Source organism: Paenibacillus liaoningensis (genome assembly GCF_059609455.1).
This window is the reverse complement of sequence record NZ_JCAALU010000023.1, coordinates 60970-83000: the sequence shown is the minus strand read 5'-3', so window position 1 is coordinate 83000 and position 22031 is coordinate 60970. Positions and strand designations below refer to the sequence as shown.

The window sequence follows — 22031 nt, the reverse complement described above, 5'->3', positions numbered from 1 at the left end:
CCTATCCTTTCACAAATGCTTGTCGCTCGCCTGCATCATTAGCAGCACTGCCGCCTAGCAGCGGGAGCTCAGTCGTCACGCTGAAGCCAACCTCCGACTGCCAGGACAGCTTTCCGCCGATTAATGAAATGCGCTCCCGCATGCCGCGCATGCCAAGCCCTGCTGTTATGGCCCCTTCGGGCACAGCCCCATTGTTGGCTATCGTTAGGGCTACGGTGTGCGGCTGAAAAAGCAGCGTTACCTTTACCCTTGTAGCGCCGCCATGGCGAACCGCATTCGTAATGGCTTCCTGCGCATTTTTGAACAAAATAAATTCCATGCTTGGATAGAGGGGGCGCGGATTTCCCTGCACCTCAAAGGCGACTGCGATGCCGAGCGCTTCGCCGGAATCTGTAACGAGTCGGTCCAGCGCATATTGCCTGGAGTCTCCTTCGCTAGGCACCGCGAGCCTGCGCACCGTTTGGCGCATCCGCTCCATGCTGTCCTGCAGCTGGTCGCGAATTTGCCCGACCGTCGCCTGCGCGCGGGCAGGGTCTGCCTGGAACAGATGCAGCGCGGCCTCGGACATCATTTTCACCCGAATCAAGCGATGCCCGAGATCGTCATGAATGTCCCGCGCAATGCGATTGCGCTCTTCAGTCTGCGCGTACTGCTCAATCTGCGAGGCGTAGCTCTGCATGCGGCGCCTTGCGGCTTCCAGCTCCTCATGGCTTTGCGCAAGTGCTGCATACAGCGTCTCCACTTGGCTGCGCTTGCCCTCTACCTGCTGGGCAGCCTGCAGCACCGCCGCAATCGTCAGCCACAGCAGCAGCATAGCAGCCATCATGCCCGGCGCTTGTTCGTGCATGGCGATCCAGAGGCATGCCCCTCCAGCCAGGGTCCATAATGCGGCCATGCCAGCTGAGGGCTTCGTGCTTAAGGCTGCTATTAAAGTAGAGAAGGGGAGCAGAAACAAGACGCCGCCAAAATGATAGGCGAACGATCCGAAGCCAAGCAGCTCTATCAACAAAATCAACGCCGTGTATTTCGGAAAGAGCGAACCTAGTTTAATGAGGGACAAAGCTATCAGTACGCCGATCGTATAAAAGGCATAGCTTGCAGCTGAAATCGAGAATACGCTGATGACTGCGGGTCCAGCAATTAATAGGCCTCGAAACCAGTGAAACGGTACGTTCATATCGGATTAGCTCCCGCAGCGCATTAGGCTTTTATCGTCCTAAGGCGTTTTTTCATTTTAATTTATATCGTTTCATTATAGCATAATCCGCCAAAAACCGGCTGTATACAGCCGGAGCCAATGATATGACTTTCGTCACCTTCATTTTGTGACTTTGTAGAGCTGTATGCTCGTGAGGCGGCGTTTTATAATGGACACAAGATGATAAACGTGGAGGGTGAGCGCTTGAAGAGCCTAGTAACATTTAAAGATGTCGTTAAAAAATATGACAGCACCATTACCGTCAATCATTTGACTTTTGATATTGGCGAAGGCGAAATATTCGGACTGCTTGGGCCTAATGGAGCGGGGAAAAGCACCTCCATCCATATGCTGTCGGGGCTGCTGCCATTGAGTAGCGGGGAAATTACCGTTGGCGGATATTCCATCCGCAAGCAGCCGCTGGACGTTAAGCGCCTCATTGGCTTGGTGCCGCAGGAGCTGGCGATTTACGACATGCTGACCGCTTGGGAAAATGTAGCTTTTTTCGCAAAATTGTATGGACTCAGAGGCAAGCTGCTGAAGCAGCGGGTGGAGGAGTCGCTGCAGTTTGTCGGGCTGCTGGAGCGGGCAAAAGACAAGCCGTCAACGTTTTCAGGCGGCATGAAGCGGAGACTGAACATTGCTTGCGCGATTACCCATCGCCCGAAGCTTATTATTATGGATGAGCCGACGGTCGGCATCGACCCGCAGTCCCGCAATCATATATTGGAGTCGGTGCGCGAGCTTAACCGTCTGGGTTCGGCCATTATATACACGAGCCATTACATGGAGGAAGTGGATGCGATTTGCTCGCGAATTGGCATTGTCGATAAAGGCAAGCTTATTGCCTGCGGCAGCAAGGAGCAGCTCAGACAGCAGGTCGGGCAGGAGGAGCGCATTATTTTTGAAGTCGATCAGGCCCATCCAGCTGCGGCGAAGGAGATGAGCGAGCATCCGGCCGTCAAGCAGATAGACGAGCAGGACGGCCAGAGAAGGCTTGAGGTTACCGTGAAGGATTCGCCATCTGTCCTTCAGGATTTGCTGTTTATTTTGCAAAAGCACGGCATTTCGCTGCGGCAACTGACCCGCGTCGAACCGAATTTGGAGTCCTTGTTCCTCCAGTTAACCGGCCGCTTGCTTCGCGATGAATAGGGGGCGGAACATGCGGACATGGTGGATTACATTAACCTATGAATGGATAAAATTGATCCGAATGCACGCGCTGCTTGTTGTGCTCGCTGGTCTTCCGCTGCTGCTCATCTATTTGCTTGGCAGCGCTTTTGACAGCGAAATCAAACCAGCGAAGGTGGCGGTATACAATGCCGATCAAGGGGCGATGCGCGAAGGTGTAGATGCTTTCTGGCAAGGAGCTGACATCCTCCCATACGTTCGTCCCGCAGCGCTCTCCTCAGAGGCTGAGGTGCGGGAGGCGGTGCAGGATGGAGCAGCCGATTACGGCGTTATCATTCCTGCTAATTATTCCGCCAAGCTTGCAGCGGGAGAAAGCGTAAGCTGGCACACCCTCGACGGTCATGACGGGAGTAAAAATATTGCGGCCCATTCTATCATTCGTTCGTACCTGTCTCAGGTGAACATGGAGGTGGCGGCCTTCAAGGTGCTTGGGCCTGAAAGCTTATCCGGGCTGGAGAGCCGCCAGACGGATGCAGCTGCACTCGTTAAAGTACAGACGCTGGGCGGCGGGTCGGACCAATCCTTCGGCTCTGTATCGGCTATCCAATATTATTCTGTCGCTTATTTGGTCATGTTTTTGCAGTATGGCGGCATGACGGGAGCGGTTTCACTGCTGCGGCAAAAAAGAGAAGGAACCTTGCAGCGCTTATATGGCATCCCTGCGTCGTTTAATAGAGTTGTAGCGGGCATCATTAGCGGTGCGGCGCTGCTCGGCGTGATGCAGACGATTATTATTATTGTTTTTACCAAGTATGTTTACGGCGTCGATTGGGGAGGGGCTTACTGGGGAATCGCCCTTATCTCACTGCTGACCATTATCGCGGGCTCTGGACTAGCACTGACGATAGCTTCTTTTGCCAAAACCGTCAAAACGATGCAGACGCTGTTTAACACGATTATTTTCAGCATGACTTTTTTAAGCGGGGGCATGGTTGCGATGATTCAGAACAAGCTCGGCCTTATCAGCAAGCTGAATATTAATTTTTGGGCGAATGCTGCTCTGCGCGGCTTAATGGATGGTTCGAGCCGCGTTCTCGTTTGGCAAAATATCGGTATATTGGCTGCTATAGCCGCCGTTCTTGCTATTTTTGCAATTATTCGTTTGCCTAAGGTGGTGAAGCAGCATGCGTAGCTTGCCAATTGCGATGCAGCTCATTCGCAGAACGATGGGGACGCGCCGGGGCTTTTTTCTAAATGTGCTGCTTCCTGCAATTGCCTTGTCGGTTATCGCTGGCTTGTTCAGCAGCCTGCAAGCGGATAAAGAAATTATTGCGGTCAGCAATGCGGATCGAGGAGCTTTCGGCGCTTATATGCTGAACATTGTGAATCAGGACTCGCTTTATGAGGTGCGCATACAGACGGATTTGACGGGCAAGCAGCTCAGGGAAGCCGTTGCTGCTGGTGACGCGGATGCGGCCATTTTTATTCCTGCCGATTTCACGGAGCGGCTGCTTGCCGGCGAGCAGCCACAGCCGGTGCTGTATCGCTGGACAGAGCAGCTGTGGAATGCCTCGCTGCTAGCCTCGCTTGAGGCTGAGGCTAGCAGCATGGCGGCTTCCGTACAATTGCTGCTAGCAGCCTCTGGCGGTGCTGCTCCTGATGCGGGGAAGCTGAGCGAGCTGCTGGAGCAGCAGGCGAAGCCTGCGGTCAGCGTAGAGCATACTCCGATGAAGCTAGGGGTAGTGGCTGCCAATCCGATTATGATTGGATCGATTTTGCTTTTTCTCATGCTGCTGGTCAGCCAGTCTGTCGGCTTTATAATGGAGGATCGGGAAATGCGGACGATGCAGCGCATGTACACGGCGCCGCTTCGCGCCTTCGATATTGCTCTAGGCAATTATTTGGGCAGCATATTGGTCGGCACCATTCAGCTTGTGCTGGTGCTCTCGCTCACTTATTTTGTATTTGGCTATTCGCCAGGCGTTTCCTTCGGTGCGATGCTTTTAGTATTGGAATGCTTTATGCTGGCGGCAATAGGCGTGATGACGGCTGTGGCGGGGCTCGTGCGAAATGCCCATCAGCTCAGCCAAATCAATTTGCTCATTGTCTCGCCTACCTCGATGATCAGCGGCTGTTTTTTTCCGCTGTCGATGATGCCGGAATTTTTGCAGAAGCTGGCCAATTTCATGCCGCAAAAATGGGCGCTGCAAGCCATTGACCGGCTGAGCACAGGCGCCGGGCTCTTAGACATTGCGCAGCCGATATTGATTTTAATGCTGTTCGCTGTCGTACTGCTTATTTTCGGCGCGGCTGTACTACGCCCAAGCCAGCAATAACGGGGATTCAGCTTCTCTATTGAATCATTTACAATAGTGCATGTACTTGCTCACTGGCGCAGCTTGCTGGTGGGGAGGGCCTGCACTATTTTTGCGTGGAATTATTTAGAGAGCGAAAAGTGAACCTTTTGACTCCGTTAATTGTTAATAGGGTGTACACGGCGAGAGCGAGAGGAGGGAAAGCGGGTTATGACGGAAAGAGAGCTGTTTGAGCAATATAACAAGGACGTCTATAAAACATGCTACTACATGCTCAGAAATGCAGCGGATGCGGAAGATATATGCCAGGAAGTATTCGTGACAGCATTCCGCAAGGAATGGCGGCAGGTGGAGCAGCTTAAAGCTTGGCTGCTGCGCTTGACAGTCAATTGCTGCCTGAATGCAATCCGCCGCTCCAAAAATGGGAGGCTTAAAGAAAGCTTAAGCGAATGGCTGTCTCGCAGACAGCCGGAAACGGTGGAGCAGGTAGTCGAGAAGCGGGAAACGGATCAAGAATACAGCAGGCTTGTGCAGCAACTGCCGCTGAAAATTCGCTCAGTAATAGCGCTGCGCTATATGCAGGAGCAGACGCTGCCAGAAATAGCAGACATTCTAGGTATTCCAGTAGGCACGGTGAAATCGCGGCTGCACAAAGGACTGAAGCTGATGAAGCAGTCGCTGGAAAGCAGTTCGACCCATAATAAACAAGGAGGCCTGTCCTATGAAGCCATCAGAGAACGAAATGATTCAGCGTTTAAAAGAAGTTAAACCGCCAGCCTATCCGGATTTTGAGGCGATGTGGCAGCGGATTGAGCAAGCAGGCGTTGAAGGAGCCATTGGCAGCAAAGGGGCTGCCCTAACAGAGGGTTCTCAGCTGAACGGAGCAGGCTTGCAGCAAGGAAAATCTAGTGCAGCAGCATCCGGGCACGAATCTGTGCGCGTTTTGCGGAAGCCGCGCAGCCTGAAGCGCGGTCTATTTATAGCAGCAGCCGTTGCTTTAGTTGCGGCGACTCCGGTTTTTGCCTATCAAATGGACTGGATTCAGCTGCTGAATGGCAGAAGCGGCATTCAATCGGCATTAGCTCAAGGGATGGGACAAAATATTGAAAAGTCGGCAGTACAGGACGATGCAACGTTTACGATTCATACAGCGGTTGTTGATGACAATCGTACCGTGCTGCTGTACAGCCTCGTTCCACCAGATGGGGAGGACGGTTATTTATCCTTCACAAATATGCATTTGACGGACTCAAACGGTAAAACGATTGATGGCAACTACTCAATGAGAGGCTGGGATGAGGCCAGCCAATCGTACCGCGGTTATTTCGAGACGGAATGGACGCCAGAGCAGTTAGTCGATAAGGTGGATTTTACGGCGTCGGAGGCAAGCTTCATCTCAAACGCGTCTCTTCCCATTGAACTGGACTTAGCAAGCGATGGCATACAAGTTTTTAATTTGGATAAGGATGGAATGGGCAAGCTGGAAGTCCAGCTTTTCAAGCAAAATGGAGACGAGGTTTTGCTATCTTCCGCGCTCAGCTTTACAGATAAAACCGTGTCGGGCTATGCTTACCCAGAGCTGACCGTCAAGAGCGGGGACACGCCGATTAAAACAAGCCGCAGCGGTACATTTGGGAAACCGGGGCCTAATGGTGAATATACGATGCAGCAATATTTTAAACAAAGCGAATTAAAGAGTGGCAATATAACGTATAGCCTAAGCTACGCACGTGAAGAGAATCGTATTGAGGGGGAATGGAATCTCCCGCTTCAGCTCGATAAACAGGCAATGCTAGCCGGTACGATTAAACGTGATGTTCATTTGCCGATTGATTTGCCGCAAGGCAGTTTTAATATTGATCAGGTTGTCATTACACCAACTCAAATTAGGCTTGCTACTAGCCATGAGCAAAAATATATGCAGTATTCCTTCAAAAATTATGAGCTTGATGTGGGAGGAACCATACTGGAAGGCCATTTTTGGGGGAGCGACGACCCGTATACCAATTCTATCCGGTTTGAGCGTCCACAGGGGCTTACTGTTACAGAGCAGACGCCGATTACGCTCATTCAAAGCTATGAGGTAACAGAGCATACGGACAAGGATGCTGTCATTCACCTGAGCAGCATAACCGAAGAGAAGCAGCACATGACAACGGAAGTAGGCGGCTACGAGGTTAAGTGGACCTATTACCGCAAAGGGGCGGATGTGTTCGTCCAAAACGAAAGCGATGACAAGACGTTCGGCGGCGTCAACCAGACGTACCGACTGGAAGGTAAGAAAAGCTTCCCTAGCGAGATATTGACCGCGAATTTCTCTGGCGATGGCATTAACAGCTCGACGGAGGTTTTCCGGAACTACGATGGAGACAATCTTGATTTGCACATGTATTACTATACGACGGATGCGCCAGACAAGGAACTCCGTACGTCTATATTGCCGCAGTAAGCGCGTAGAAGCTGCTGCTCACGCTGACAGCCGCCCCGGTTTAGGGGCGGCTTGTATTATTTTTTTACCCAAAATCCACTTTCGCTTTAAAATTAGTCAATAATCCAAGTTGCCAGAACATAAGATGGAGTATAAGATAGAAATAAGACAAAATTGTCAGAACATTTAGTCAAATTTGTGAAAGGTGTTACGACACTGTTTTGAAGGAGGGATTGCCGTGAATAAGAGCCACGAAGTCGAGTATTGCAATTTGGAGCTGCGATTTGAACGGCGGCAAATCCAAAATCTCATCCGCGATCTCATTCAGGAAGGGTACTCCTTGTATTGGAGCGAAACGGAGGTACAGTTTCTCATCTCGATTCGAACAGGCCGCAAGCTGGTGAAGCTTAAGTTTCAGCGGATGAAGGATAGCTACAAGATGGTGGGAGACTATTTAATCCGGGACGAGAGGTTGTCGGAGCTGCTGGAAAAGCTCATTAATGATTCCAGAGGTCATGCGGTGGTCAAGCGAATGAAGGATCGTCAAATCGTCATTGAGAGCATTATGTTCGGTGAGATTATACGACTTGTGGAGGTGTCCGGTATGGAACATCGGATTATTTATCAGAAGAAGCCGCTTGTGACCATGGAAGAAATGATCAAAGCTTTTCAATCCAAACGAGCAGAGGAGCGTGCCCAGGTGCTGCGCTATGAGCTTGATTACGAGCTGTCCGTTCTGTATGAAGCGCTGGAAGCTGTAGATGAGGCTGCTGTCCTTTCGTCAAAAGCAAAGCTTGGCGAGCTGCGGCTGGAAATGCTGCAACTCGAATTGTAAACGCCGTCTATTTGAGAACAAAGGTTGTACAAAATAGATAAAGCGGGTGTAGCCATTGCGGTTATTCCCGTTTTTTTTTTTTAATATAGCCCGGATGGCGGCAATGTTTGCTAGTGGAAGGTCGCATTCTGGCGCAATATAAGGTAAACTTTCTAAAGCGGTCAATAAAACTGATGGTGTTTTGATTATATTTTTAAACCCTACTAGTTTTCTTCTCTGCACAAAAGGAGTAAAATAGAGCTATTGTTGACCCAAATACAATAACAAAGGATGGAAGAACCAGATGTCTAAACAGCAAATCGGTGTAATTGGCTTGGCAGTCATGGGCAAAAACTTGGCCCTTAATATTGAAAGCAGAGGCTTTACGGTGTCGGTATTTAACCGCTCCCGCGAGAAAACGGATGACCTGATCCAGGAAGCAGCAGGCAAAAACCTCGTTGCTGCTTATACAGTTGAAGAGTTCGTACAATCGCTTGAAGTTCCGCGCAAAATCCTGATCATGGTACAAGCAGGCGCGGGTACTGATGCTACAATTGACTCCCTGTTGCCGCATCTGGACAAAGGCGACATCATTATCGACGGCGGCAACGCTTATTTCCCTGATACACAGCGCCGCTCCAAAGCGCTTGAAGATAAAGGCATCCGCTTCATCGGCACGGGCGTATCCGGCGGCGAAGAGGGCGCATTGAAAGGCCCTTCCATCATGCCAGGCGGACAAGAGTCAGCTTACAAGCTGGTTGAGCCAATCCTTACAGCTATTTCGGCAAAAGTCGGCGACGACGCTTGCTGCACATACATCGGACCAGACGGCGCAGGCCACTATGTAAAAATGGTGCACAACGGCATTGAGTATGGCGACATGCAGCTGATCTGCGAAGCTTACGACCTGCTCAAAAACGTGCTTGACGTTAGCGTTGAAGAGCTTCACAGCATTTTCAGCGAGTGGAACAAAGGCGAGCTGGACAGCTACCTGATCGAAATTACAACTGACATCTTCTCGAAATACGATGAAGAAACAGGCAAGCCGATGGTTGACGTGATTTTGGACTCCGCTGGTCAAAAAGGTACTGGCAAATGGACAAGCCAAAGCTCGCTTGATTTGGGCGTTCCACTTTCCATCATTACAGAATCCGTATTTACTCGCTTCTTGTCTGCTATGAAGGAAGAGCGCGTAGCAGCTAGCAAAGTGCTGAGCGGTCCTGCAAAACAACCATTCCAAGGCGACAGAGCGGCATTCATCGAATCCGTACGCAAAGCTTTGTTTGCAAGTAAAATTTGCTCGTACGCACAAGGTTTTGCTCAAATGCGTGCAGCTTCCGATGAGTACAACTGGAACCTGCAATACGGCGAAATTGCGAAAATTTTCCGCGGCGGCTGCATTATCCGTGCCCGCTTCCTGCAAAACATTACGGATGCTTACAACCGCGATGCGGATTTGCGCAACCTGCTGCTTGATCCTTACTTCAAGGAAATCGTTGAATCGTACCAAGGCGCATGGCGTGAAGTGGTTTCCGTGGCTGTATCGAACGGTACGCCGGTACCTGCATTCGCAAGCGCGCTTGCTTACTTCGACAGCTACCGTACAGAGCGTCTTCCTGCGAACCTGCTTCAAGCACAACGCGACTACTTCGGTGCTCATACGTTCAAACGTCTGGACAAAGAAGGCACATTCCACTACAACTGGATTCAATCTTAATCGAGCCTTTGCAGAGGAGCGAGCGGCATTATTCGTGCGGCTCGCTCCTTTTTGCTGCGGTTAAACCGTAAGACGCTTCTTTGAGCCAGCTCCGCAAACGATCGGCTTCCTGTTCGGAAGCGCGTCCGCGGTGAATGAGGCTCATGGCCGCTTCTGCAAAGCAATGAAAATTACGCAACAATCGTGGCTGCGACAAACCTGTTAAAGCAGGATCATCGTCAGCCACCTTTTTTTTAATATATTCGAGCATCCAGATAACATCTTCGCGGGAAAGCGGATGAGTGGGGTTTAAAATACGGCTAATACGCAATTCCGCCTTCTGTGCGGCTGAGCATTCACGATCATTGGTCATTACGGCAACCCTCCTACCGTTTGATATAAGCATCATTATCAACGATACGGCAAAATGAACTTTTTTATACCCGATTTGCTGTGAAAAATGATATGATGGTTGAAGAAATTAATAGGATACACTAATTTGATGGGGGCACTAGAGAATGAATCAGGAAGCAGGCCGCCACAGCAAAATTGTGCTGGTAGGCTTTATGGGAACAGGGAAATCGACCGTCAGCCGCCTGCTCGCCGAGCAGCTCGGCTATGCAAGATTCGATACCGATGAGGAAATCGAACGCTCGCAGGGCAAGCGGGTCGCAGAGCTGTTTGCGGAAATTGGGGAAGCGGGCTTTCGTGATTTGGAGAGCGGCATCATTCAAGAGCTGCTAAGCCGCAAGGAGCCGGCCATTATTGCGACCGGTGGAGGCGCTGTTTTGCGTGAAGCCAACCGGGAGGCGATGCTGGGCGGGAGTCTCGTTGTTGCCCTCAAGGCAAGCGCCGAGCAGATTATCGCGAGGGTGCAGTCCGATTCGTCAAGGCCGCTGCTGCAAGGCGACGTTGCCGCGAATGTGAACCGGATTATGGAGCAGCGCAAGCACGCTTACGATTTTGCACATCTTGTGCTGGATACGACATCGCTCAATGTGCATGCCGTATGCGCAACTATTATACAAACAAGGGAGACAAAATAAATGACAGATGTTTTAGTTACGCCCACACCTAGGCTAAACGGGGAAATTCAAGCGCTTTCCTCTAAAAATTATACGACGCGCTACTTGCTGGTCGCTGCGCTTGCTGAAGGCACGAGCACGATTTATTATCCAGCTCACAGTGAAGACAGCGATGCGATGCGCCGCTGTATTCGCGATTTGGGCGCTACGGTAGTAGAAGATGAAGAGAAAATCGTCATTACCGGTTTTGGCCGTAATCCGAAGGATGTCAAGGAACTGGACGTAGGCAATGCAGGAGCTGTGCTGCGTTTCCTGATGGCCATCGCATCGCTGTGCCCGGAAGTGACGTTTGTAAACCGTTATCCGGATTCGCTTGGCAAACGCCCGCACAGTGATTTAATTGATGCGCTCGGGCAAATTGGCGTACAAGTCACCCATAATGAAGGCAAGCTGCCGATTACGATTAAGGGCGGACAAGCGAAAGGCGGCAAAATTCAAGTGTCCGGCGCTGTCAGCTCGCAATTTTTGAGCGCCTTGCTGTTCCTGACTCCGCTGCTTGCAGAAGATAGCGAAATCGAAGTGCTGAATGATTTGAAGTCCAAGGTTGTCGTTGGACAAACGCTGGAGGTGCTGGAGCAAGCGGGCATCGTCATTCATGCAAGCGAGGATTTGATGAGCTACCGCATTCCAGGCGGCCAAAGCTACGAAGCGAAAACCTATATCGTACAGGGAGATTATCCAGGCTCGGCAGCGATTCTTGCGGCTGCGGCAGTGACGCAATCGGATGTTATCGTGCACCGTCTCGCTGAGAAAAGCAAGCAGGGCGAGCGTGCGATCGTAGATGTGCTGCGCATGATGGAAGTGCCGCTCACTCATGACAATGATATCGTTCATGTCAAGGGCAATGGCAAGCTGAAAGCTGTTGAGTTCGACGGCGACCAAGCGACGGATGCGGTGCTGGCGATGGTAGCGGCAGCTGTATTTGCTGAGGGTACCTCGCGTTTCTATGATGTTGAAAATTTGCGGTACAAGGAATGCGACCGGATTACCGACTATTTGAACGAGCTTCGCAAAGCGGGAGCAAATGTAGAAGAGCGTCAAAGCGAAATTATTGTCCACGGACGTCCGGAAGGCGTTGAAGGCGGCGTCGAAATTAATGCGCATTATGACCACCGCGTCATTATGGCTTTGACGATTGTCGGACTGCGCTCGAAGCAGCCGATCCGTATTCGCGACGCGCACCATGTAGCGAAGTCCTACCCGATTTATTTTGACCATTTGAAGGCGCTTGGTGCGAACGTAGAGTGGGTAGAATAAGCTTGCAGTAGGAGAAATAAACAGGTGGAATAAGGGAGGAGCGGTTCATATGGCATTTGAAAATCCATCACGCGAGGAAATTAAGCAGCTGCTTGAGCAAAGTGCTACTGTAGCGGTGGTCGGCTTGTCGGACAAGCCTGACCGCGTCTCTTATATGGTATCGCAGGCGATGCAGGCTAAAGGCTATCGCATCATTCCGGTTAATCCGGCTGTGAAGGCGGCAGAAATTTTGGGTGAAACCCGATACGAAACGTTAAGTGATATTCCATTTAAAGTGGACATCGTTAATGTGTTCAGACGCAGCGAGCATACCCCGCAAGTCGCGGAGGAAGCCGTTGCAATTGGTGCGAAAATTTTGTGGCTCCAGCTTGGCATCGCTAATGATGAAGCAGCGAACATCGCTGAAGCTGGTGGATTGCAAGTGATTATGGACCGCTGCATTAAGGTAGAGGATTCGATTTTGCTGCCGCAAGGAAAATCCAAAACCTGACTGTAATAAAAAACCGATCGATTTAACACAATAAGAAAGGCTTCAAGGGGCGATGCAGCATGTCGTTCATGAAGACTTTCTTTTTTAATGTCGAGGAGGACAACACGTGAATCAAATGTCGCAACAGCCAGGATATTTCCAAGGGCAGCAAGGTCAACTGGGTCAACAAGGTCAATTTTCGAACAACTATCAGCCATCGGGCTTCGTACAGTCGCATTATCAAGGCCAACTGAGCGAGCCAACCTTTAACCAGAACCCAAGCAGCATTGTGCAATCTCCAATTGGCGGTTATCAGGCGACGAATCAGCACAGCTACAGCTCTGCTGCATATTTGCCAAGCCATCAACAAAATGCGGGAATGATGCAGCATCAATATCAGCCGAATAGCGGCTACCAATCGCACACGTCGCATTACCAAGTTCCAAGCTATACGTCGCACCAAAGCTCGGCTAATTATGGGGCGAACCCGGTGATCTCGCACCTAGGCTATCAAGCGAGCCCACAGCAGCACTATGTACAGTCTCACACGGGATACGCGGGCCAAAACTTCTCGAGCGGCGGATATGCAGGTCTGTCCAATAACATGTCCAATAATCAAAACCAAACGCATGGCGGCATGCCCGTACAATCGGCGACAGGACAAAATCCGGTGTACCACGCAACGAACGCTTATGCACAATCCGGTCCGGTCATTTCGCATTTGGGATGGCAAGCTGGACAAAACCGCTAAGCTATATACGCAGGGCTTAAGCTAAGCCCTCCCCTGTATCGTTTTATAGGAAGAATCATCAACAGGAGCGGGCCGAGAGGCCCGCTCTTCACTTTGACAAAACGTGCGGAAAGCCTTACCATCGAGAAAAAGACATTTTAATCCGCAAAGGGGGTACGAAAGTGAATATATTAGGAAGCCTGCAGCAGCTCGGAAGAGCATTTATGCTGCCAATGATTGTGCTTCCAGCAGCAGCCATATTTTCGAGCCTCAGTCAATTGCCGTGGGATTATATTGGACTGCCGCAGCTTACGCTTTATTTGCAGGCCGCAAGTCACGCCATTTTTACTTACCTTCCTTATTTGTTTGCGGTAGGCATTGCGCTTGGAATGACGGGAAATGCGCTTGCAGCTGCTTTAGCGGCACTTGGCGGGATGTTCATTTATGTGGGCATTACCCAGACGGCTGTGCCGGAAATTGAGCCGACGGTGTTTATCGGAACGTTGATGGGCATCATCTCAGGCTTTAGTTATGAACGATTTAAGAACTTGCGTTTGCCTGAATACATACAATTTTTCGGAGGGCCGCGGTTTGTACCGCTGTTTGTCAGCTTTATATCGGTCTTATTTTCCATATTTATGATTGGACTAACGCCATATATTGAACGCATGCTTGAAGAGCTTGGCAACATTGTAGCTTCAGGAGGCGGGTTCGGTGTTTTTCTTTATGGTTTTGTCCATCGGATTTTGGTCGTGTTTGGCCTGCATCATCTCGTCAGCCATGTGTTCTGGTTCCAGATTGGCAGTTATACGATGGCAGATGGGACAACCGTATATGGCGATTTGCCGCGGTTTTTCGCTGGCGATCCCACAGCAGGCGTATTCATGGCGGGAATGTACCCGACGATGATGTTTGCCCTGCCCGCTATCGCGCTTGCCATTATTCATGAGGCGAGGGAGGATCTTAAGCCTAAAATCCGCAAAACGTTTATGTACGCGGCTCTAGCCTCCTTTTTGACTGGTGTGACCGAGCCTGTAGAATTTGCCTTTCTGTTCGTTGCGCCTTATTTGTTCGTCGTTCATGCGCTGCTGTCGGGCGTCATTATGTGGGTGACGTATGAGCTTGGCATTCGCCATGGCTTTTCTTTCTCGGGCGGGGCGATTGATTTTATCGTCAACGAGCATTTGGCTACGCGCGGCTGGCTGCTTATTCCAATCGGTATCGTAGTCGGGCTCATTTATTATTTTTTGTTCCGCTGGGCGATCGACCGTTTTCAAATTCCGACCCCTGGGCGCGAGGAAGGCTCGCATCTCGATGAGTGGGCTGGCGATATTCCGCAGCGTGCGCCGCTTATTTTACAGGCGATTGGCGGCAAGGACAATATTGTGAAAATGGAGTCCTGCATTACGCGGCTGCGATTGAAGGTAGCCAATGAGAAGCAGCTTGATATCGCAGCGCTGCGCAATTTGGGGGCAGCCGGTGTCATTCGCCTCGGCGGCGGCAATGTGCAGGTCGTCTTCGGCACATATTCGGAGCTGATTCGCGGGGAAATTTTGAATACCATTCAGCGGGATCAGGAGCAGGTGCTGTTCAGCTCGCCAATGCAGGGAAAAATGATCGCGCTCAGCGATGTGCCCGATCCGATTTTTTCCGGCAAGCTTGTTGGCGATGGGGTTGCGTTCATACCGGATAAAGGGGAGCTTGTCTCGCCTGTCAAAGGTGAAGTTATTCATATTTATCCGACGATGCATGCGATTGGCATTCGAACGCCGGAAGGGCTTGAAGTGCTGCTTCATATCGGCATTGACACGTCCCTGCTTGGCGGCAAAGGCTATTTCAAGGCTGCTGTCAAAGAAGGGGACAAGGTGCTTCCCGGCGACCTGCTCATCCGCTTTAATTTGCAGCAGGTGCGCAAGGAGAGCAAATCGCTGGCTACTCCGATGGTGATTACCAATTCGGATATGGTGCGTTCATGGCGATTTGCGCCATATAAAACCGTTAAAAAAGGACAATCTTCCGTGATGTCGGTCGTGCTTAAAGAGATACAAGTTGGAGGGGAAAGGCCATGATACAAGGTATTGGAGCGTCAGCAGGCATAGCGATCGGAAAATCTTTCGTATTGCCCAGCTGGGAGTGGGAGCTGCCGGAGCAGCGCATCGATGTTGCTGATTTTGCCCGTGAGTTCGAGCGAGTATATGAAGGCATCCGAACGTCAAAATTCGAAATCGAGCAAATGAAGGACGAGCTGCGGGAAGTGGTTGGCCCTTCGGAAACCCATATTTTTGACGCGCATCTTGCGATTTTGGACGACCCGGTGTTTATGAATGAAATTCAAGGCATTATTAGCCGGCAATACAAGGCAGCAGAAGTAGCGGTCAAGGAAGCGATCGATCATTTTGTGACGATGTTTGATTTGCTGGATGATGAATATATGAAGGAGCGCGCGCTGGATATAAAGGATGTCGGCAATCGGCTGCTTAAGCATTTGCTAGGCGTGCCGGAAATTAAGCTTCCATCCAACACGAAGCCGTTTATTCTCGTCGCCAAGGAGCTTTCTCCTTCGCAGCTTGCCCATATTAATCCGCAAAATGTGCTTGGCATCGTAACGCTGGCAGGAAGCACGACTTCCCATTCCGCTATTATGGCGAGGGCGCTCGGCGTACCGCTCGTTGTTGGCGTGGAAGCGAAGCTGGAGGAACCGATTCAGACGGGCCAGATGATCGTGCTCGATGGCGGAGACGGTGTCATGTATGTGCAGCCGGAGCAGGAAGTTATCGCGCTGTATTCGGCGAAGCAGCGACAGCAGCAGGAGGCGAAAACCCGTCTGCGCGATATCGTCGATCATAAGTCGATGACGCCGGATGGCAAGCGGCTGGAGCTGGCCGCTAATATCAGCTCCTTCAAGGAGCTGGAAATTGCTTTGTCCAGCGGAGCGCATGGCGTCGGCTTGTTCCGCACCGAGTTTTTATATATGGACCGCAATCGCTTCCCGCTGGAGGAGGAGCAGTTTGAAGTATACCGCAGCGTAGCGGAAAAGCTGGAAGGCAAGCCGCTCATCATTAGGACGCTTGATATTGGCGGTGACAAGCAGCTTGATTATTTCAATATTGCCGAGGAAGACAATCCGTTTCTAGGCTATCGGGCTATCCGCATATCACTGGATCGCAAAGATTTGTTTAAAGTGCAGCTTAGAGCCATATTGCGGGCAAGCCATTTTGGACAGGTCAAGCTAATGTACCCGCTCATCTCTTCGGTTGAGGAAGTTCGTGCAGCCAATGCGGTATTAGCGGAGGCGAAGCAGGAGCTGGAGCAGGAAGGCCAGCCGTATAACCGGAATTTGCAGGTAGGTGTTATGATCGAGGTTCCGGCTGCGGTAATCATTGCCGATCTGCTTGCAGGAGAGGTTGATTTTTTCAGTATTGGGACGAATGATTTAGTGCAGTTTACCCTTGCTGTAGACCGGATGAATGAGGAGATATCGCATTTGTACGAGCCCTTCCATCCCGCAGTGCTGCGGATGCTTAAGCTGACGATTGATGCGGCGCGCCGCAGCGGCATTAAGGTGGGCGTTTGCGGAGAGCTGGCAGGGGATGCCAAGGCGCTGCCGATATGGCTAAGCCTCGATGTTGATGAGCTTAGTATTTCTTCGCATTCTTTGCTGCAGGTGAAAGAGCGGCTGCTCCGCACAAGGCAGGAAGACAGCCGCTTGCTGCTGCCTAAGCTGCTGGAATGCCGCACGAGTGCGGACATTCATGAGCTGCTAGGACAGTTTATGGATGAAAATGATGCCAGAAGGCAAAGCGCCTCTATTTCTTAAAATATAAGAATTTATAAGTATTACATTTATAAATAGACTTATATTTCATCGCGAAACGGTTGTTTTGCCGCCAAAGGACGGCTTCAGCCGTTTACGCTTGGCCTTTGTATTGCTCTAAAGCGTCAACGAAAGCTTTGGCGTATGGCGGAAGATCGGGCGGACGTCTCGCAGAGATGAGGTTTCCGTCTACGACAACCGCCTCGTCAAACCATTCGGCACCAGCGTTTTCCATATCGTCGCGAATGCCTGGCGTAGAAGTGACTTTCCGTCCTTGCAATATTTTTGCAGAAATGAGCACCCAGCCAGCGTGGCAAATTTGGCCAATCGGCTTGCCAGCTGCATCAAGCTCCTGCACAAGCTCAAGCACTTTAGGGTAGCGGCGGAGCTTGTCCGGCGCCCAGCCTCCGGGAACGAGCAGGCCAATAATGTCGCTGCTGTTCACTTCATCAAAGCTGAGGTCGGCAACGGCGGGCACGCCATATTTTCCAATATGCTTCTTGCCCTTCTCAGGACCTGCATATAGTACGGTAGCTCCCGCTTCGCGGGCGCGATATACCGGATACCACAGCTCCAAATCTTCGAATTCATCATCAAGTAAGCAAATAACGGTTTTATTGTGTAATGACAAGGATTTCCCCTCCAATTCATATTGTCTTACCTATTGTATCGAAGGAGAACTTATGAAGCAAACAATAGCAAAGCGTTCGGTGCGGGTGCTTCGCTGTATTCCAGCCGTGCTAGTCATGACAGCGATTTTTGCTGCATCAGCGACGACGGGCGAAGAGATGAATACGCTGCTGCCGTTTTTTCAAAAGCTGTTCCCGCAAATGGCGAGCTTTGATTGGGGACATTTTGTCGCTTATTTTATGCTCGCCGCCACCATCGATTTCGCTATCGGTGCGAGAGCCGACCGTATCGTAATCAAAGTGTTGATTGTGCTGCTGTGCGGCCTGTATGGCATCACTGATGAATTTCATCAGTCCTTCGTAGGGGGCAGAATGCCGGATGCGGCCGATGTCCGCAATGACATGATTGGGGCTGCAGTGTGGGCTGTTCTGGTGGCGCTGCCGCCAGTACGCCGATTATGGCGGCGTATCGCCCGGTAGTCCAGTTTATTCAAAGGACATCAATCAGAATACAGCGGCTGTCAGTATTCCAGGCTTTCACCCCATGGCGGCCAACGCTTGGAGCCTGCATTTATCGTTCATTTTTAATAGTAAAAATTACATAAGTCTGCAAGCAGGAGTTTTTGCGAAAAAGGTCGAATATTTTACGCATCTCAAATTATGAGCATAAACGGAGATGAAGGGCGGTACAGCCGTCCGCGTGAAGGAGTGGACCAACTTGGAAAAGCGGTGTCATTGTGGTGACATCATGAAGATGAAGCTGCGTACCGTCATTTATTCTGGGAAAGTGGAAATAGACAATGTGCCTATTTATTCCTGCGTGGCCTGCAGTCGAAGCGAAGTGTTTCCGGAAGTGAAGCCCGATTTGACTGGTCTGATTGCTCAGCTTGGTGCAGAGCCATCGAAGCAGACCTTTTTTTTCGATGAGTGCAATGAATGGGCGAGCCTGCTCGTCATTGCTAGAAACACGAAGAAGCAATCCGATCCTGCTGCGGTGGAACGGCTTATTCAGGAGCGCATCGATGCGCTGCTGGACCTGCTGCTGCTTGCTCAAGCGCTTGAGGACCAAGTATGGATAGCGGATATTACGAAGCGGCTGGGCCAAATCAGCCGGCCGACAAGGCATACATAACGCAATAAAACGATGAGAATGCGAGCAGTTGCTTGTGCGGAAATGAAAGCGCCCCGGCGCTGACATTGCGAAAAGTAATATTTTGTCGTATGATTATTCTATTGTGCAGTGGGCGAAAGTAAAAAATCTGAGATAATGGAGAGAAGGACCTTGACGGTAACCATTTATGATGTAGCAAGAGAAGCAGGAGTATCTATGGCTACGGTTTCCCGGGTTGTCAATAACAATCCGAATGTGAAACCCGCAACCCGCAAGAAGGTTTACGAGGCCATTGAGCGTCTGGGATACCGTCCTAATGCGGTAGCTAGGGGCCTTGCCAGCAAGAAAACAACGACTGTTGGTGTCGTAATTCCCGATATTTCCAACGCTATTTTTGCGGAAGTGGCACGGGGCATTGAAGACATTGCGAATATGTACCACTATAATATTATTTTGTGTAATGCGGATAAGAAGAAGGATAAGGAAATTCGCGTTATTAACACGCTGCTGGAGAAGCAGGTTGACGGATTGCTCTTTATGGGCGGAGCAGTAACGGAAGAGCATATGCAGGCGTTCAAAACAACGAATGTCCCGATCGTATTATGCGCAACGACTGATGAGAACGGCGAAATTCCTTCCGTTGATATTAATCATGAGGAAGCGGCTTTTGATGCGGTCAACAAATTGCTGGAGCAGGGCCACCGCCGCATTGCGATGATCAGTGGCACGTTGCAGGACCCTGCGAATGGCTATGCCCGTTTCCAAGGGTATAAGCGCGCGCTGGAGACAGCTGGCATTGCTTATGATGACACGCTTGTCCGTATCGGCAACTACCGTTATGAATCTGGTATCGATGCCATGAAATATTTTATTGAGCTGGACGAGCGTCCAACTGCGGTATTCTCAGCGACAGATGAGATGGCGATTGGTGCCATTCATATGATTCAAGACTCTGGTCTGAGCGTGCCAGGCGATATTTCAGTTATTAGCGTAGATAACAGCCGCATGGCTTCGATGGTTCGTCCGCAATTGACAGCCGTTGCCCAGCCTATGTATGATATCGGAGCTGTATCGATGCGTCTGCTCACAAAGCTGATGAATAAAGAAAATGTGGATCACTCCAAAGTCATTTTGCCGCATGAGATGATTGTGCGCCAGTCTGTTGGAGGGGTATAGGAAGCATGACTTTTAACAAAATCGGCATCATTGGGGCGATGGTGGAAGAGATAGAACTTCTCGGCCAGCACGTCCAAGTAACGAAAGAAACCGTTAAGGCTGGCATCACTTATTACGAAGGCCAGTTTCATGGCAAGACCGTTATTTATTGCAAATCCGGTGTTGGCAAAGTGAACGCTGCTGTATGTACGCAAATTTTAATCGATTTGGGTGCGGACTGCGTGCTGTTTACTGGCGTAGCCGGAGCCGTTGATCCAAGCCTGAATATTGGTGATATTGTCGTATCTACGAGCTGTGTTCAGCATGATATGGATTGCACGCCGCTAGGCTTCGCCCGCGGTGAAATTCCATTCCATGCGCGTTCGGAGTTTGTGGCGGATGAGCGGCTAGTCCAACTGGCCGTTGATTCTAGCAATCGCTTGTTCGAAGGGCGCAGCTTGAAAGGCATCGTGTTATCCGGTGACCAATTTATTGCGAGCCGCGAGACGGTTGGGCTGTTGCGTGAGACGATGAATGGCGCTTGCGCCGAAATGGAAGGCGCTTCAGTAGCCCATGTATGCGACATGAATGAGGTGCCATTCGTGGTCATCCGCTCCATGTCGGACAAGGCTGACGGATCTGCGCATGTCAATTTCCCAGAGTTCACGGTGAAAGCAGCTAACAATTCCTACGCCATTATTGACGACATGCTTCGACATATTTAGTTCATAAGAAGGTATCAAACCGCCATCCGGGCACACGGGATGGCGGTTTTTGTCGTTGGAAATCAGTATTCAAAATAGGAAATAGATAGAAATAATTATATTCCGATAGGAATTATCTATTTTAATTGACAGCGATAGGAAAACCATTGTACGATTCATCTTGCCACCAGCATTTTACTATTTTTGGTTAAATGAGGAGGAGAGAAGAAAAAAGAGAGCGTAGAGCAGCGCGGAAACGATTTAAAAGACCGAATATTCTGAAAATAAGGCTGTTGGCGCAAATTAAACTTTAGGATAGGTGGAGATAGGTAATGGCAGACGTTAGCTGTGTCGTATGCAAATCGGAAATTAGTGTTGAGTCTGATGCAATAAGCGGAGAAATCGTAGAGTGCTCGTCATGCGGACAAGAGCATGAGGTGCATGCCGTAAATAATAGCATTTCAGTTGCATTAGCTCCCGAGATTGAAGAAACTTGGGGCGAGTAAAGGAGCCAGGGGATGAAGCAGACAAACACGGATATTTTGCTATGTGTGACGAAGCTGCGTGAGGAAGAGAAGCGAATCTATGAGCTGCTCCAGCAGGCTGGACATCACGTCCAAGTAAATCTGGATTCGATGGAGCTGCCGCTTGAGCAGGGCTGGGCGGATCAGTATGGCATCGCACTCATTCGCTGCCTCTCCCAGAAAAAAGCGTTAAGCCGCTCAACGATGCTGGAGTTATCCGGCATTGAAACGATTAATTCCGTTAAAGCGATTAACATTTGCACAAATAAAATTCATCAAGCAATCGTGTTCCAAAAGCATAACATTCCACAGCCCCGCTTCAAGGTCGCTTTTACAGCAGACAAAATCCTCGAATCGTTCGAGGATTTTGGCAACATATTTGTAATCAAGCCACCCAGCTCCTCCTGGGGAAGGGGCATTGCCCGCATTGTCGGCAAGGAATGCCTAGATGGCTGGATTGCAGCACGGGAATCGCTTGATCCGACCCAGCAGTCCTTTCCAGTACTCGTACAGGAATACGTGGATAAGGGGGATTATGATATTCGCGTTGTCATTGTCGGCCGCAAGCCAATCGTAGCGTTTCGCCGGGTGTCGGTCGACAACTGGAAGACGAATACGCATTTGGGGGCTGAGGTTGAACCTATTGCTGTCAATAAGGAAATAGAATCGATTTGCAGCAAGCTGACCGAGGTGCTCGGTGAAGGCATCTACGGTCTGGATTTATTTTATGACTATCAAAATAAACGATATCTCGTATGCGAGGTTAATCAAAACCCGGAGTTTTCGAAGTCCTGGAAAATTCATGGCGTCGATGTAGCCGCTCATATCGCGCTTTATTTGCAGGGGAAATTGGCCTCCAGAACGAGGCAGGAGGTTAACGCCTAACGCAATTTAGATGATCGAGCTCCAGTTTAAACGACGAATCATTAAACAGTAACCATGAACCATGAACCATGAACCACGAAAGCAAG

Annotated in this window: 22 protein-coding genes; 19 read left to right on the top strand and 3 right to left on the bottom strand. The window is 50.3% G+C overall.

All coding sequences use genetic code 11. The annotated features are described in order from the left end of the window. Position 1: 1 nt before the first annotated feature. Positions 2-1177 (bottom strand): histidine kinase, encoded by a 1176-nt coding sequence (locus AC6B99_RS29290; RefSeq protein ID WP_494883594.1) that lies wholly within the window; start codon positions 1175-1177, stop codon positions 2-4. Positions 1178-1378: 201 nt separating this feature from the next. Between AC6B99_RS29290 and AC6B99_RS29285 the strand changes: the two genes are divergently transcribed. The 7 genes from AC6B99_RS29285 to gnd all read left to right on the top strand — a co-directional run bounded on the left by AC6B99_RS29285 (position 1379) and on the right by gnd (position 9603). Continuing rightward, positions 1379-2350: an ATP-binding cassette domain-containing protein gene (locus tag AC6B99_RS29285; RefSeq protein WP_494883592.1), complete on the top strand. Its 972-nt coding sequence runs from the start codon at positions 1379-1381 to the stop codon at positions 2348-2350. Positions 2351-2360: 10 nt separating this feature from the next. Then, entirely contained in the window at positions 2361-3521 is a 1161-nt protein-coding gene (locus AC6B99_RS29280) for an ABC transporter permease (RefSeq protein ID WP_494883591.1), read from the top strand. Beyond that, on the top strand, positions 3514-4665 hold the full coding sequence (locus AC6B99_RS29275) for an ABC transporter permease (protein WP_056038738.1): 1152 nt from the start codon (positions 3514-3516) through the stop codon (positions 4663-4665). Before AC6B99_RS29280 ends, AC6B99_RS29275 begins: the two co-directional genes overlap by 8 nt. Positions 4666-4854: 189 nt before the next feature. Beyond that, on the top strand, positions 4855-5412 hold the full coding sequence (locus tag AC6B99_RS29270) for an RNA polymerase sigma factor (RefSeq protein ID WP_056038733.1): 558 nt from the start codon (positions 4855-4857) through the stop codon (positions 5410-5412). Beyond that, positions 5366-7093, top strand: a complete 1728-nt coding sequence (locus tag AC6B99_RS29265) for a DUF4179 domain-containing protein (RefSeq protein WP_056038730.1) — start codon at positions 5366-5368, stop codon at positions 7091-7093. The genes AC6B99_RS29270 and AC6B99_RS29265 overlap by 47 nt, the downstream gene beginning before the upstream one ends. 217 nt (positions 7094-7310) lie before the next feature. Beyond that, complete coding sequence (locus AC6B99_RS29260; protein WP_056038727.1) at positions 7311-7907, top strand: YkzI domain-containing protein; 597 nt, start codon at positions 7311-7313, stop codon at positions 7905-7907. A 283-nt stretch (positions 7908-8190) separates the two neighbouring features. Then, a complete protein-coding gene (gene gnd, locus AC6B99_RS29255) occupies positions 8191-9603 on the top strand; it encodes an NADP-dependent phosphogluconate dehydrogenase (protein ID WP_056038723.1) in 1413 nt (470 codons plus the stop codon). A gap of 28 nt (positions 9604-9631) precedes the next feature. Here the strand turns inward: gnd and AC6B99_RS29250 are convergent, their stop codons facing one another. Next, entirely contained in the window at positions 9632-9955 is a 324-nt protein-coding gene (locus AC6B99_RS29250; protein WP_494865125.1) for a hypothetical protein, read from the bottom strand. Positions 9956-10100: 145 nt separating this feature from the next. Between AC6B99_RS29250 and AC6B99_RS29245 the strand changes: the two genes are divergently transcribed. From AC6B99_RS29245 to ptsP, 6 genes are all read left to right on the top strand, one after another. After that, positions 10101-10628 carry a shikimate kinase gene (locus AC6B99_RS29245; protein WP_056038717.1) on the top strand — a complete coding sequence of 176 codons (528 nt, stop codon included), beginning with the start codon at positions 10101-10103 and terminating at the stop codon, positions 10626-10628. Continuing rightward, positions 10629-11924 carry a 3-phosphoshikimate 1-carboxyvinyltransferase gene (gene aroA, locus AC6B99_RS29240; RefSeq protein WP_496664860.1) on the top strand — a complete coding sequence of 432 codons (1296 nt, stop codon included), beginning with the start codon at positions 10629-10631 and terminating at the stop codon, positions 11922-11924. Between the two features lie 49 nt (positions 11925-11973). Continuing rightward, the gene (locus tag AC6B99_RS29235; protein WP_056038712.1) at positions 11974-12414 is read left to right on the top strand and encodes a CoA-binding protein; all 441 of its coding nucleotides are present in this window, start codon (positions 11974-11976) and stop codon (positions 12412-12414) included. Between the two features lie 106 nt (positions 12415-12520). Beyond that, positions 12521-13144, top strand: coding sequence for a hypothetical protein (locus AC6B99_RS29230; protein ID WP_494883582.1), 624 nt, complete (start codon positions 12521-12523; stop codon positions 13142-13144). A gap of 161 nt (positions 13145-13305) precedes the next feature. Further along, complete coding sequence (locus tag AC6B99_RS29225; protein WP_056038706.1) at positions 13306-15192, top strand: glucose PTS transporter subunit IIA; 1887 nt, start codon at positions 13306-13308, stop codon at positions 15190-15192. Next, on the top strand, positions 15189-16940 hold the full coding sequence (ptsP, locus tag AC6B99_RS29220; protein ID WP_056038703.1) for a phosphoenolpyruvate--protein phosphotransferase: 1752 nt from the start codon (positions 15189-15191) through the stop codon (positions 16938-16940). Before AC6B99_RS29225 ends, ptsP begins: the two co-directional genes overlap by 4 nt. Before the next feature lie 91 nt (positions 16941-17031). Here ptsP and AC6B99_RS29215 read toward each other — a convergent pair whose 3' ends face one another. After that, positions 17032-17568 carry a type 1 glutamine amidotransferase domain-containing protein gene (locus AC6B99_RS29215; protein ID WP_056038700.1) on the bottom strand — a complete coding sequence of 179 codons (537 nt, stop codon included), beginning with the start codon at positions 17566-17568 and terminating at the stop codon, positions 17032-17034. A gap of 52 nt (positions 17569-17620) precedes the next feature. On the opposite strand from AC6B99_RS29215, the gene AC6B99_RS29210 reads away from it, so the two are divergent. The 6 genes from AC6B99_RS29210 to AC6B99_RS29185 all read left to right on the top strand — a co-directional run bounded on the left by AC6B99_RS29210 (position 17621) and on the right by AC6B99_RS29185 (position 21945). Next, positions 17621-18046, top strand: a complete 426-nt coding sequence (locus AC6B99_RS29210) for a VanZ family protein (protein ID WP_056038697.1) — start codon at positions 17621-17623, stop codon at positions 18044-18046. Between the two features lie 196 nt (positions 18047-18242). Then, on the top strand, positions 18243-18698 hold the full coding sequence (locus AC6B99_RS29205; RefSeq protein WP_494883578.1) for a hypothetical protein: 456 nt from the start codon (positions 18243-18245) through the stop codon (positions 18696-18698). A gap of 150 nt (positions 18699-18848) precedes the next feature. Continuing rightward, positions 18849-19853, top strand: a complete 1005-nt coding sequence (ccpA, locus tag AC6B99_RS29200; RefSeq protein WP_056038693.1) for a catabolite control protein A — start codon at positions 18849-18851, stop codon at positions 19851-19853. A gap of 5 nt (positions 19854-19858) precedes the next feature. Next, positions 19859-20557, top strand: coding sequence for a 5'-methylthioadenosine/adenosylhomocysteine nucleosidase (locus tag AC6B99_RS29195; protein WP_056038691.1), 699 nt, complete (start codon positions 19859-19861; stop codon positions 20555-20557). Positions 20558-20868: 311 nt separating this feature from the next. Beyond that, positions 20869-21042, top strand: coding sequence for a lysine biosynthesis protein LysW (locus AC6B99_RS29190; protein WP_046230559.1), 174 nt, complete (start codon positions 20869-20871; stop codon positions 21040-21042). 12 nt (positions 21043-21054) lie between these two features. Then, positions 21055-21945 (top strand): RimK family alpha-L-glutamate ligase, encoded by an 891-nt coding sequence (locus AC6B99_RS29185; RefSeq protein WP_494883576.1) that lies wholly within the window; start codon positions 21055-21057, stop codon positions 21943-21945. The last annotated feature ends 86 nt before the right edge of the window (positions 21946-22031 follow it).

Coding starts and splice junctions, on each gene's coding strand:
- AC6B99_RS29290 (WP_494883594.1), bottom strand. CDS start 1,177: ATGAACGTACCGTTTCACTGGTTTCGAGGCCTATTAATTGCTGGACCC.
- AC6B99_RS29285 (WP_494883592.1), top strand. CDS start 1,379: ATGATAAACGTGGAGGGTGAGCGCTTGAAGAGCCTAGTAACATTTAAA.
- AC6B99_RS29280 (WP_494883591.1), top strand. CDS start 2,361: ATGCGGACATGGTGGATTACATTAACCTATGAATGGATAAAATTGATC.
- AC6B99_RS29275 (WP_056038738.1), top strand. CDS start 3,514: ATGCGTAGCTTGCCAATTGCGATGCAGCTCATTCGCAGAACGATGGGG.
- AC6B99_RS29270 (WP_056038733.1), top strand. CDS start 4,855: ATGACGGAAAGAGAGCTGTTTGAGCAATATAACAAGGACGTCTATAAA.
- AC6B99_RS29265 (WP_056038730.1), top strand. CDS start 5,366: ATGAAGCCATCAGAGAACGAAATGATTCAGCGTTTAAAAGAAGTTAAA.
- gnd (WP_056038723.1), top strand. CDS start 8,191: ATGTCTAAACAGCAAATCGGTGTAATTGGCTTGGCAGTCATGGGCAAA.
- AC6B99_RS29250 (WP_494865125.1), bottom strand. CDS start 9,955: ATGACCAATGATCGTGAATGCTCAGCCGCACAGAAGGCGGAATTGCGT.
- AC6B99_RS29245 (WP_056038717.1), top strand. CDS start 10,101: ATGAATCAGGAAGCAGGCCGCCACAGCAAAATTGTGCTGGTAGGCTTT.
- aroA (WP_496664860.1), top strand. CDS start 10,629: ATGACAGATGTTTTAGTTACGCCCACACCTAGGCTAAACGGGGAAATT.
- AC6B99_RS29235 (WP_056038712.1), top strand. CDS start 11,974: ATGGCATTTGAAAATCCATCACGCGAGGAAATTAAGCAGCTGCTTGAG.
- ptsP (WP_056038703.1), top strand. CDS start 15,189: ATGATACAAGGTATTGGAGCGTCAGCAGGCATAGCGATCGGAAAATCT.
- AC6B99_RS29210 (WP_056038697.1), top strand. CDS start 17,621: ATGAAGCAAACAATAGCAAAGCGTTCGGTGCGGGTGCTTCGCTGTATT.
- AC6B99_RS29205 (WP_494883578.1), top strand. CDS start 18,243: ATGAAGGGCGGTACAGCCGTCCGCGTGAAGGAGTGGACCAACTTGGAA.
- AC6B99_RS29195 (WP_056038691.1), top strand. CDS start 19,859: ATGACTTTTAACAAAATCGGCATCATTGGGGCGATGGTGGAAGAGATA.
- AC6B99_RS29190 (WP_046230559.1), top strand. CDS start 20,869: ATGGCAGACGTTAGCTGTGTCGTATGCAAATCGGAAATTAGTGTTGAG.
- AC6B99_RS29185 (WP_494883576.1), top strand. CDS start 21,055: ATGAAGCAGACAAACACGGATATTTTGCTATGTGTGACGAAGCTGCGT.